Here is a 12,442-nt window from a genome sequence, read left to right on the forward strand (position 1 = left end):
AGAAGTTAAAGAAGTTAGAGAAGTTATATCAATACAACCCTATCAAATGTAATATATAAGGTGAAAGCAACGCGGTAAGAATACCGTTAAGAGTAAGTCCAAGGCTGGCATATGCTCCATACTTACCGCTTACCTCCATTGCACGTGATGTTCCTACGGCATGTGTAGCAGTTCCCATAGACAGCCCCTGAGCTATAGGGCTGTGTACACGTCCCACCTGCAAGACCTTAAAGCCGAAAATGGCTCCGAACAGACCTACCACTATAACTACAGCAGCTGTCAACGAAGGTATTCCACCTACAGCCGACGATACTTCCATCGCTATAGGAGTTGTCACAGACTTAGGCGCAAGTGACATTATGACTTCGGGAGTAGCTCCCAACCATTTTGCAACTACAGTTACAGAAATCAAACCTACCACACAGCCGGCCAACTGTGACAATATGATAGGAAGCAACTGTTTCTTTATCATTCGAAGCTGCAGATAAAGAGGTACTCCCAATGCTACTACGGCAGGACGCAACCAGAACTCTACCAGAGAACCGGCATCCTGATATTTTTCATACGAAACACCGCTGACCTTAAGGAAGCAAATCAGCATTGCTACAGCCAAAAGGATAGGATTAAGCAACACCCATCCTGTTTTCTTCTGTAAAAGCTTGGAAACAAAAAAGAAACCGAAAGTTATAGCCAGAAGAAAAAACTTATTTTCTAAAAAATCCATATTTGCGAACTATTTGATGAACCCAACCTGTTACTACCAACACTAAAACCGTACTTACCAATGTGGCTATCACTATAGGCCAGAACTGTGCCTGAATGATATCGAAATACAACATCAGCGCCACACCTGAAGGCACAAAGAAAAAACCGAGATTTGCCACAAGAAAATCGGACAAGCCTTGAACCCATTCAAGCTTTACCCATCCAAGAGACAAAAACAATGTGAGGAGCAACATGCCTATAATACTCGAAGGCAATTTTACACCGGTCAGGTAAACTATCAGTTCACCTAAAGCCATACATCCGAAAAGGATTGAACATTGACGAATCATACCTTAATTATTCTATTGAAAACCGGTGCAAATTTATGTATTAACACAGAAAACTTACGATTACACCAACAAAAAAGCCTATTATGTCCTTAAACATACATAAAATGACCTATTTTGAGAAAAAAAAGTTTGTATTTTGCAAACTACATATTACAAAAATGCGTATTTTTGCATCGGAATAAGAAATGACCGTTAACGCAAACGGTATATTTAGGAAATTACATTTTATAAAACATAAATCAACATGGATTTAATTAGTCAAATCGTTGAACGCGCTAAAGCAAACAAACAGCGCATTGTTCTCCCTGAAGGAACAGAAGAACGTACTTTGAAAGCTGCCAATCAAATATTGACAGACGGTGTTGCAGACCTTATTCTTCTTGGTAACCCTGAAGAAATCATGAAACTGGCTCAGGAATGGGGATTGGGTAATATCAACAAAGCTACAATCATCGACCCTGAAAACCACGAAAAGAAAGATGCATATGCTGAGCTTCTTTTCGAACTCCGTAAGAAAAAAGGTATGACAATGGAACAGGCTCAGGAACTTGTAAAGAACCCTCTTTACCTTGGATGCCTTATCATCAAAGCCGGAGATGCTGACGGACAGCTTGCAGGTGCACGCAATACTACAGGTGATGTTCTTCGTCCTGCACTTCAGATTATCAAGACTGCTCCGGGCATTACATGTGTATCAGGAGCCATGTTGATGTTTACTCACGCACCTGAATGCGGTGACAACGGTGTATTGGTAATGGGTGACGTTGCCGTTACTCCTGTACCGGACGCTAATCAGTTGGCACAGATTGCAATTTGTACAGCACAGACAGCACAGGCAGTTGCAGGTATCGACCCACGCGTAGCTATGTTGAGCTTCTCAACTAAGGGTTCTGCAAAACACGAAGTTGTTGACAAAGTAACAGAAGCTCTTAAGATAGCTAAGGAAATGGCTCCTGAACTGAAGATTGACGGTGAACTTCAGGCAGATGCAGCTTTGGTTCCACGCGTAGGTGCAAGCAAAGCTCCGGGTTCAGAAATCGCAGGTAAGGCTAACGTACTCGTTGTTCCATGTCTTGAAGTTGGTAACATCTCATACAAACTTGTTGAACGTCTTGGACACGCTACTGCTATCGGCCCAATCCTTCAGGGTATCGCCCGTCCTGTAAACGACTTGTCACGCGGTTGCAGCATCGACGATGTTTACAAGATGATTGCCATCACTGCAAATCAGGCTATTGCAGCAAAATCTCAGAATTAACAGACTATTAACTTTTTCTATAAGCACAAAGGGCTGTAAAAAGGCTTTTGTGCTTTAATTACTTTTTTACATATCATATATGAAAATATTAGTACTCAATTGCGGTAGTTCTTCAATCAAATACAAATTGTTTGAAATGACTACAAAAGAAATCCTTGCTCAAGGAGGTATTGAAAAAATCGGTCTTCCAGGTTCATTCCTGAAACTTACTTTACCTAACGGTGAAAAGAAAGTAATAGAAAAGGATGTTCCTGAACATACAACTGGTGTACAGTTTATATTTGATACTTTGACCAACGAAGAATACGGTGCTGTAAAGAATCTTCACGAAATCAATGCAGTAGGTCACCGTGTGCTTCACGGGGGAACAAAATTCAGCGGTTCTGTACTGATTAACGACGCTGTAATTGCAGCTGTAGAAGAATGCTGCGACCTCGGCCCTCTTCATAACCCGGCAAACTTGAAAGGTATCTATGCCGTACAGAAACTGTTGCCTGAAGTTCCACAGGTAGCTGTATTCGATACTGCATTCCATCAGACTATGCCTGACTATGCATACTTATATCCGATACCTTACAAATATTTCGAAAAATATGGTATCCGTCGCTACGGTTTCCACGGAACTTCTCACCGCTACGTTTCAAAGCGTGTTTGCGAATTCCTCGGAATACCACAGGAAGGCAGCCGTATCATCACTTGCCACATCGGTAACGGTGGTTCTATAGCAGCAGTGAAAGACGGTAAATGTATCGACACAACAATGGGTCTTACCCCACTTGAAGGTCTTATGATGGGTACTCGTTGTGGTGACATCGACGGAGGTGCCGTATTGTATATGATGAAGAAAGAAGGCATGACTCCTGACGAAATGTCTACATTGCTTAACAAGAAGAGCGGTGTTCTCGGTGTATTCGAAAAGTCAAGCGATATGCGTGAACTGGAAGACGCTGTAGCAAGAGGCGAAGAACGCGCTATCCTTACAGAAAACATGTACTTCTACCGCATTACTAAATACATCGGTGCTTATGCAGCAGCTATGGGCGGTGTTGACGTAATCCTGTTCACTGGTGGTGTTGGTGAAAACCAGGCTACTGCACGTGCAGGTGTCTGCAAGACATTAGGCTTCATGGGTGTTGAAATCGATGCTGAAAAGAACAAGGTACGCGGACAGGAAGCTATCATCTCTACAGAGAACTCTAAAGTGAAAGTTGTAGTAATACCTACAGACGAAGAGTTGATGATTGCTACTGACACTATGGACATCCTGAATAACAAATAAGATATAGGAATATCCTAAAAGAGTTAAAAAGAGGATACCTCATGGAAGTAATTCACTATCTTTGCAGCGGAAACAAAGCAAAGAGATTCCGACAAGAGGTATCCTCTTCTTTTTATGCCTTGGTTTCCACTTAAATCGAAAACTTGACATTATGAGCAAAAAGATTGTAACATTCGGAGAAATTATGCTCCGTCTTACCACACCTGACAACTTGCGTATCCAGCAAAGCCGTGATTTTCTGGTAAATTATGGCGGAAGTGAAGCAAACGTAGCCATCTCCATTGCCAATTTTGGCGGAGAGGTAGAGTATATCACAAGACTTCCTGACAATGCATTAGGAGAAACATGTATTTCTGAATTACGCTCGCACAACATCGGAACAAATCACATTCTATTCGGCGGACACCGTCTTGGAACTTATTACATGGAGAAAGCCGCAGCCATGCGTAACTCAAAAGTCATATACGACAGAGAGAATTCTTCATTTTCAGAACTGAAACCGGGTATGATTAACTGGCGCGAGATATTCAAGGATGCTGCAATATTCCACTGGTCAGGCATTGATGCCGCACTTACTCCGGGACTGGCAGATGTATGTAGGGAAGCTATCGATATTGCCAAAGAAATGGGGCTGAAGATTTCTTACGACATAAACTACCGTAAGAATCTGTGGAACTACGGAAAAACAGCCCGGGAAGTATTACAACCACTGATGAAGGACAGCGATATAATGTTCGGAAGCGAAGGAGAATATGCTCTCGTTACAGAAATAAAAGCACCGGGATTCAAGGCTACAAAGAGCGGTGAGAAGTATGACACTTCTGCATACGAAAAATTCTGTCAGGAAATCAGCAAACAGGTTCCTAACTGTAAATACATATATATCGCACTACGCAATGTAATGAGCTCTGAACATCACACTTTTGCAGGAATCCTTTACGCAAACGGAGAGATGAAACATACGCGTGTATTCGACATAGACAATGTCATAGACTGTGTGGGAGTAGGCGATGCTTTCTGTGGTGCCATGCTGTATGCACAAAGCGCATATACCGACAATCAGAAACGGGTAGATTTTTCTACAGCTGCATCAGTTCTTAAGAATACGATAGCCGGCGACTATAATATGGTAAAAGCGGCTGAAGTAGAAAGCCTTATTGCCAGCCATGAAAGTGGTGAGGTAGCAAGATAACAAACAGGAAAAAGAGCCATATCATAAACTCAAAGTAAATATGATATAGCTCTTTTCTTTATTATAAAAATCGACATTATATCTTCTCGCCATAAGCAAGGTCGCCTGCATCACCCAATCCAGGAACGATATACGAATGTTCGTCTATCTCAGGATCGATAGCCCCACACCAGAGAGTTACGTCCTGGCCGGCAAACACACGCTTTATTCTTTCTACTCCAGGCTGACTCGCTATAATACATGCGATAATAAGTTTAGACGGAATACCTTTTGTGGTGAAAGCTTTCCACGCAAGTTCCAGACTCTCGCCCGTAGCAAGCATCGGGTCAACGAGCATGACAGTCTTGTTTGTCAAATCCGGAGCAGCAATGTATTCTATTCTTACATCAAGATCCCTGTGTTCCTTATCCGTATAATAACGATAGGCCGAAACAAAAGCATTTCCGGCTTTGTCAAATATATTCAGGAAACCATTATGAAGAGGAAGTCCGGCTCTGAACACCGTAGCTATAACCACATTATCATCCGCTGTACCGGCCTCGGCAATACCCAATGGAGTCTGTATCTGTTTTTTGGAATAATCAAGGTCTTTGCTTATCTCGTAGGCCATAAGTTCGCCTATCCTCTCAATATTCCTGCGAAAACGCATTCTGTCACCCTGAACATTGACATCACGCATCTCGGCTACATACTGGTTTAGTATAGAATTGGTTTCAGCAAGGTTTATTACTTTCATATTACAGTTCTTTATATTTGATGATATAACACTAAAATGTTCATTTTGTTCACCGGTTTATCTTAAAGTTGAGTTTCTCCCTCGATAAACTGTTCCAAAAACATATTTTCTCCATCGAACACAGCATACGAAAATTCCGATATCCAGTCGCCAAGAATCATCATTCTTGATGTCCTTGAAAGCATCATATCAAACAAAATATGCCTGTGACCATAGATAAAGTAATTGATGTCAGGATGTGTCTTGAGATATTTCTTTGTAAACAATACCAACGGTTCCTTGTCTTCGCCCATATATTCAGGTTCCTTACCGTCCTTGCGCTTCAGGCGACTGTGCTTTGCCCATTCCAGCCCGAAGTCGATACTCCATCGTGGATGCAGCATAGAGAACAGACGCTGCAATGTCTTGCTATGGAAAACCATTCTTAGGAACTTGATTTTTTTGTCGTCATCGCCAAGACCGTCGCCATGTGCAAGGAAGAATTCTTTTCCGTATATCTCACATGTCAAAGGTGTGCGGTGTATAATCATCCCACATTCCTTTTCAAGATAATCGCCACACCATATATCGTGGTTTCCAATAAAGAAATGTACTTCCACTCCTCTGTCGGTCAGTTCAGATATCTTTCCGAGAAAACGTGTATAACCTTTAGGCACTACTGTCTTGAACTCATACCAGAAGTCGAACATATCGCCCAACATATACACAGCAGCAGCCTTATCCTTTATGCTGTCAAGAAAATTGACAAGCCTTCTTTCCTGCATACGAGCATGAGGTATAGCCCGCGAGCCCAGATGAGCATCGGAAATGAAATATATGTTTTTCATCTCATTCATAGTTATACCTTTTATAATTTATTATTACATGAAGCCCAATTCCAACTTGGCCTCATCAGTCATCATATCCTTATCCCATTCAGGTTCGAACACAAGATTAACCTGAGCGGAAGTTACACCTTCTACAGACTCTATCTTCTGTCGCACATCCTCCATTATGAAATCAGCTGCCGGACAGTTCGGAGCTGTCAGAGTCATATCCAAAGTGAGTTCACCATCGTCCTGAAGGTCAATTTTGTATATAAGCCCCAAGTCATAGACATTTACCGGAATTTCAGGGTCATATACAGTCTTCAGCATATCAATGATTTTCTCTTCTATCTTGAGTTTTTCTTCGTTGTTCATATCTTTCTATTAAGTAATATTTTCTGTGCAAATATACACAAATTTTATTTTACATCATATTCTACCTTCATCCGCATAGCTATAATATGCTCCGTCTGTCACTATTACATGGTCCAGCATTCGGATATTCATCACTTTCGATGCCTGAAACAAGGCCTGTGTCAGTCTGTCATCGTCGGCACTCGGACGCACATTGCCCGAAGGATGATTATGACTCATAATCATGGATGTGGCACGCTTTAGAAGTGCCTCGCGCAGAATCACACGTACATCCACCTGAGTAGAAGCCAGTCCTCCCTGACTTATTCTTGTGACATCTATCACTTTGGCAGCCTGATTAAGAAACATCACCCAACATTCCTCTACAGGCAAATCGCACATAATAGGATGGAAATAGCTGTAAATGTCCTCCGACGAACGTATCGGCTTCCTCTCCTCCTGTTTCTCATCCTTTCTCCGTTTACCTAACTCAGAAGCAGCCAGAATAGTGATAGCCTTTGCAGGCCCTATTCCCTTGAACTTACACAAGTCATCCACCGAGCATTTGCCCAATGCACTAAGACTGTTGTTATACTTGTCAAGAACCTTGCGCATGAGTTCCACTGCCGATTCGTCCGTACTTCCCGAACCAATCAGTATCGCCAACAGTTCTGCATTCGAGAGTGCAGACGCACCGTGCATCATCATCTTTTCGCGCGGACGGTCTTCTTCCGCCCACTGATTTATAGATAGTTTTTCCGTCATTTATAGAAACTTTTTTCAAAAGCCGAAAACGAAGATTTTCCTCTCACACAGCGTTTCCACCATGCTATAAGGGAACCGCTTCCATATCCCGTCAATTGTATAAACGATGAAACAATGGAAACAGCACCTATTTTAAGACTTTTATTCCGTATGGATGAATCAATGAATATCAACACTGAGAATAAAAACAAAGGTAACAATCCCACTGCGCACAGCCACAGTCCCAACGGATGCAACATATTATAACTTGAAACATCAGGACTGAATGATGTAAATGAAATCAGATATATCCCAGCAAGAACTGCCAGTAACAAGACAGATACCCCAACTGTAAACACAGCCGGAAGCATATGTACGAGTTTAAGCGATTCCGGGTATTTCTTATACAGATTGATACGGGCGATACCGGAGTTATGTACCTGTTTGAAGAATTTACGCATATCAGTCCTTCGCTTGTGCCATACCCATGCCCCCGGGAAAAGACGGCATGAATATCCTCCCTTGAAAATGCGTATACTGAAATCTATATCCTCACCGAAACGCATATCGGAAAAGCCTCCCAAAGCCTTATATACTTCGGCACGGATACCCATATTGAAACTGCGAGGATAGAACTTGTCCATTTTCTTTTTACCTCCGCGGATACCACCTGTGGTAAAGAAAGATGTCATCGAATAGTTTATGGCTTTCTGAGTGTCGGTAAACGATTCGTGCGCACGGTCAGGACCTCCGAAAGCATCTGCCGGTTCATTTGTAAGCTCTTCTTCCACTGCCTTGAAATAATCCGGAGGAAGAATACAGTCTGAGTCAAGTATTATAAGATACTCTCCATGACTTCTCTCCGCACCATAGTTTCTTGACTGCCCCGGTCCGGAATTGGATTTTGAATAATATCTGATGTTCATGGACGCAGCATACTTATCTACCACATCCTTACATGGCACTGCCGAACCGTCCTCCACGATGATGACTTCAAAATCGGTATATGTTTGTTGCATAAGGCTCAGCAACAGTTCATCCACCTCGTCCGGACGATTGTAAACAGGTACTATAACTGAATATCGCATAGTCTAAAAAATGAGTTATTTGCAAACTTACATAAATTATTCTTAATATCCTTGCGAAAGTAAACATATGTCAAAAAATAAAACAAGCGATACTGAGAAATTCAATATCGCCTGCCTTTAATTAATTACACTCCCTATCACTCAAAAACCAACCTTACCGAACAGAAACGCGGAGTAATGTCCGATTTTCCACGCATAACCTTAATTTCCCATTCTGATGCCTTTAGCAGCTGTTTAGGGAATTTCAGCACATGCAAGGCCTCCTTACCGTTTATATCTCCCATCTTTTGTCCATTGACATAAACTTCGGCATCCCTTGAAGCATCAATGAATGAATTTATCATAACCGCATTTACCGGCTTACCCTTAGACTTCATTTTGTAAGAGAACCATCCTTTAGTTTCGCGCCAAGGTGTACCCTGCTCGCTTCCTATCACGGATTGCTCCATCTTTACAAAATGGTCACTTTCCGGCTGCTGTTCGCCACATACCACCAAATCAGCAGTGATATTCTCCAGTCTGGCACGTTCCATTTCAGCCCTTGCCAACTCATCCTGTTTCTTTTTAAGCTCATCCTCGGATACTAATTCCCAATAAACCATGTATCTGCATTCGTGTGTCTTATAGAAAGGCTTCAATATCATACCTTCATATTTTGAAGGATAAGTTTCTGACAATGTAAATTCAAGTTTACTGCCGTTCTTCTTGATATTGGATAAAATATCCTTTTCATCACCTACTATGACCGGCATATCCTGCAAAGGCAACTGAGGACCTGAAGCAACATGTCCGCCACGGCTATCATCGGCAAACAGACCGTCCATTCTTTCCTTACCCATATCGGAAGCCAAGACTATCGGACCGTACATAAACGAATAATAAGGAGATTTGTCCGGAAGCCGGACAGCACGCAAAGACATAGGCAATGACATTTCTACCACATCACCATCTTTCCATTTTCTTTCGATAGTGAAATGGCCTTTACCACAAGAAGCGTCTGTTTCCTCACCGTTCACCAGGAAAGTAACTTTTGCATTCCCTATCCATTCAGGCTTACGGAAACTTATTTTCATTTTCTTAGGCTTTCTCGTAGCAACACTTATTTTTGTGCTTTCATTTTCAGGGAAAGATGTTTCCTGAGTAAATGTCATACCACATTCTTCCCACTCAAGCACAGAAGGGATGAACAGATTGACTATAAGCTCATTATCACGCGAAGCATATATCATCTCTGCATATTTGGCATGATTCTCCATTCCCGAACCTACGCAACACCAGAAGCAGTTCTGAGGCTGCGAATATACTCTGTAGTGCCCGGAACGCATAGGAGTGAAATACACCAATCCGCCCTGAACAGGATTCTGACTTGACAGAATATGATTATACAAAGCACGCTCATAATAATCCATATATGAAGCATCGGCAGAAGTCTGATAAAGCATCTTTGTCAGACGCAGCATATTGTAAGTGTTACATGTTTCAGGTCCCTGCTCGCTGGTCATCATACTTGAGAAATCGTCCGATTTATGGAAATGTTCCCTGACACTGTTTCCTCCTATTGATACACTTCTGTTGTTTACCACCGTATTCCAAAAGAATACAGAAGCATTATCCCAGTCACTGTTGCCTTCCAGGTCGGCTATTCTCTTGAATCCTATAACCTTTGGAATCTGCGTATTGGCATGAATCCCAGTCAGATTATCTTTATTTTCCAAAAGAGGATTAAGGATAGCCCTGTGCGAGAAACGTTTTGCAAAGTCAAGATATTTTTCTTCACCGGTAATACCATATACATCGGCAAAAACTTCATTCAATCCGCCATGCTCACTACGCAACATGTCCTGAATCTGATTGTCCGTCAAACCCGAAACTATGTCAATCATCCAGTCAGTAAGGGCAACGAGCATATCTTTAGCCTCTTCTTTTCCGGCTATCAAATACGCATCGCGCAAACCTGCATATGTTTTATGGATATTATAAAGCGGCACCCATCTGTTATTCAGTCCGAATGGATTAGCATCTATTTTACCGCTCTTGATTTCACTCCAGACAGCTTTTCCACCAGGTACGCCACACAGATATCCATTACCCGAAGCATCCTGGCAGCGTTTCATCTCCGAAAGAAAATAATCCAGACGCTTTCCTATTTCCTCATCGTCCGTAGAAGCATACATATAAGACAAAGCCGAAAGATAATGTCCTCCTATATGTCCGTCAAGACCGGTATTCTCCCAGTTAGGATAATTCTCTGCCTTAGGCTGTAGTCCTGCCTCCTTCATATACGGAGCGAGCAGTCTGTCAGGATCAAGTCCCATCAGATAACACTTGTCAAGCTTCTCAGCATGTTTGAATACACCCGATGTAAGACGTACATCGTCAATAGGAAATGTTTTGATTCTTTGAGGTAACCCGGCCTCCATATTTACAGTTGCCATAAGCATCAATCCCAAGAAATACAGTTTTCTCATGTTTTCCATTTATAAAATTAAGTTTTAACGGCACAAATATACAAATAAGTGTAAAACAAACAATTTATTTCATGGAAAAATTTTATAACTGACACTTCAGCATTAAATGAGAAACATCATAAATCCATTTCTTTCACACAGCCTGTATGATTATAGAAAACCTTATCGCCCCATATGGAATGAAACAAGGCATATTTGTCTACACCGGAACAATGACATACTCCGAGTTGGTCAGGCACAGACTGTTTCAGTCCCTCGATTATCGCGACATCTTTCTCAGAAGGAGCATTATGAATATGGAAACCACCTATTACCATCTTCAAAGGAAGGTTATCAAAAGAGGACAATATACAGCGTAATATATTTGTAATTCCACGGTGTGAACAGGCACTTAGAACTACCAATCCTTCACCGCCCTTCAACACAAGAGCCAACTCGTCTTCAAACCGGTCAGGAATCAACTCCCCGCCACGCTTTACAAGAAACTGCTCAAAATGCGTATCTCTTTCATCCGAAACAGTAAGTTCCGGGAACACCCATACCTCGGGCAGTATCTCTGTTGTCTTGTCGACAAACATAAAACGCGACATATCCAGGCGTTCAGAATGCTTTATACCATTCTCTCTATCTCCCTTAAACTTTGGATCAAGAGCCTCACGCTTGCATACTACCTTTGCCTTCTTGTTTATGTCAAGAAAGGCCTCAAGTCCACCTGCATGGTCACTATGCCCATGCGAAAGAACCAGATAATCAACCTTATCCAAATCGCAATGCAGGAAACGGGCATTCCTTGCAAACAAATCAGATGCACCTGTATCGAAAAGCACGACATTATCGCCGGCCTCAACATATAAGGACAATCCATGCTCCGCCTGCAGCTTGCGACCATATACACAGTTTTCAACTAATGTGGTTATTTTGTATTTCATATTTTCAGTTGTTTGACGGTATAAATATTTGATAAATAAGCTCTTAACAGAGTATTTTAAAAACAGCGATAACGAATTATTAACCAGACTATTTTCAATGTTTGGAAGTCAAATAACTCAATTGTATTGTCAATGTTTAACCTTACGGTACTTTTGATTTTTATCTTTTGGATTGTTTGGTATGGTCATTTCAATAACGCCCATCTCCAACAACTCACCAATATACTTTTGCCTGTTCTTACTCTGATTGGATATACCCAACCTATCCATTATTTCTTGTGATGTTCGTGGAACACTACAGAAATTACATATATCCTCTTGCTTCTTGGTTAATTTCTGATGGTTACTTTTTTTCTGTTCATAGTTACTTTCATAGTTACTTTCTTCCTTTTGATAGTTACTTTGAACATCTAAGTCATCACAGATTTGAATATGATTAACCAATCAGTTTTACAGTATTTTTAGGCAACAAAGAAAACCTAAATATTCGTATTTGAATGCAAAGTTAACCGTTCAATCTTAAACCACAAATT

The 12,442-nt window shown here is 41.5% G+C and carries 13 protein-coding genes; 3 read left to right on the forward strand and 10 right to left on the reverse strand.

Annotated elements, in window-relative coordinates:
* Positions 1-28: 28 nt before the first annotated feature.
* Both QZ379_RS02900 and QZ379_RS02905 read right to left on the reverse strand, forming a co-directional pair.
* Positions 29-724, reverse strand: a complete 696-nt coding sequence (locus QZ379_RS02900; RefSeq protein ID WP_291558181.1) for an LrgB family protein — start codon at positions 722-724, stop codon at positions 29-31.
* Entirely contained in the window at positions 705-1,055 is a 351-nt protein-coding gene (locus QZ379_RS02905) for a CidA/LrgA family protein (RefSeq protein WP_204404095.1), read from the reverse strand. The genes QZ379_RS02900 and QZ379_RS02905 overlap by 20 nt, the downstream gene beginning before the upstream one ends.
* Positions 1,056-1,299: 244 nt before the next feature.
* Here QZ379_RS02905 and pta point away from each other — a divergent pair, with 244 nt between their 5' ends.
* The 3 genes from pta to QZ379_RS02920 all read left to right on the forward strand — a co-directional run bounded on the left by pta (position 1,300) and on the right by QZ379_RS02920 (position 4,784).
* Positions 1,300-2,313 carry a phosphate acetyltransferase gene (pta, locus tag QZ379_RS02910; protein ID WP_291558186.1) on the forward strand — a complete coding sequence of 338 codons (1,014 nt, stop codon included), beginning with the start codon at positions 1,300-1,302 and terminating at the stop codon, positions 2,311-2,313.
* 79 nt (positions 2,314-2,392) lie between these two features.
* A complete protein-coding gene (locus QZ379_RS02915; protein ID WP_291558189.1) occupies positions 2,393-3,592 on the forward strand; it encodes an acetate kinase in 1,200 nt (399 codons plus the stop codon).
* A gap of 151 nt (positions 3,593-3,743) precedes the next feature.
* Positions 3,744-4,784, forward strand: coding sequence for a sugar kinase (locus QZ379_RS02920; protein WP_291558192.1), 1,041 nt, complete (start codon positions 3,744-3,746; stop codon positions 4,782-4,784).
* A 76-nt stretch (positions 4,785-4,860) separates the two neighbouring features.
* On the opposite strand, the gene upp is transcribed toward QZ379_RS02920, so the two are convergent.
* From upp to QZ379_RS12725, 8 genes are all read right to left on the reverse strand, one after another.
* Complete coding sequence (gene upp, locus QZ379_RS02925; protein ID WP_291558195.1) at positions 4,861-5,520, reverse strand: uracil phosphoribosyltransferase; 660 nt, start codon at positions 5,518-5,520, stop codon at positions 4,861-4,863.
* Between the two features lie 62 nt (positions 5,521-5,582).
* Complete coding sequence (locus tag QZ379_RS02930; RefSeq protein ID WP_291558229.1) at positions 5,583-6,347, reverse strand: UDP-2,3-diacylglucosamine diphosphatase; 765 nt, start codon at positions 6,345-6,347, stop codon at positions 5,583-5,585.
* A gap of 33 nt (positions 6,348-6,380) precedes the next feature.
* A complete protein-coding gene (locus QZ379_RS02935; RefSeq protein ID WP_291558198.1) occupies positions 6,381-6,701 on the reverse strand; it encodes an iron-sulfur cluster assembly protein in 321 nt (106 codons plus the stop codon).
* A gap of 54 nt (positions 6,702-6,755) precedes the next feature.
* A complete protein-coding gene (radC, locus tag QZ379_RS02940) occupies positions 6,756-7,445 on the reverse strand; it encodes a DNA repair protein RadC (RefSeq protein ID WP_291558200.1) in 690 nt (229 codons plus the stop codon).
* Positions 7,442-8,512: a glycosyltransferase gene (locus tag QZ379_RS02945; RefSeq protein ID WP_291558204.1), complete on the reverse strand. Its 1,071-nt coding sequence runs from the start codon at positions 8,510-8,512 to the stop codon at positions 7,442-7,444. The genes radC and QZ379_RS02945 overlap by 4 nt, the downstream gene beginning before the upstream one ends.
* A 137-nt stretch (positions 8,513-8,649) precedes the next feature.
* A complete protein-coding gene (locus QZ379_RS02950; protein ID WP_291558231.1) occupies positions 8,650-10,980 on the reverse strand; it encodes a glycoside hydrolase family 127 protein in 2,331 nt (776 codons plus the stop codon).
* A gap of 116 nt (positions 10,981-11,096) precedes the next feature.
* Positions 11,097-11,909: an MBL fold metallo-hydrolase gene (locus QZ379_RS02955; RefSeq protein WP_291558206.1), complete on the reverse strand. Its 813-nt coding sequence runs from the start codon at positions 11,907-11,909 to the stop codon at positions 11,097-11,099.
* Positions 11,910-12,038: 129 nt separating this feature from the next.
* Positions 12,039-12,353 carry a Fic family protein gene (locus QZ379_RS12725; RefSeq protein ID WP_366933567.1) on the reverse strand — a complete coding sequence of 105 codons (315 nt, stop codon included), beginning with the start codon at positions 12,351-12,353 and terminating at the stop codon, positions 12,039-12,041.
* Positions 12,354-12,442 lie beyond the last annotated feature (89 nt).

This window comes from Bacteroides sp. (assembly GCF_019417265.1).
Taxonomy (GTDB): domain Bacteria; phylum Bacteroidota; class Bacteroidia; order Bacteroidales; family Bacteroidaceae; genus Phocaeicola.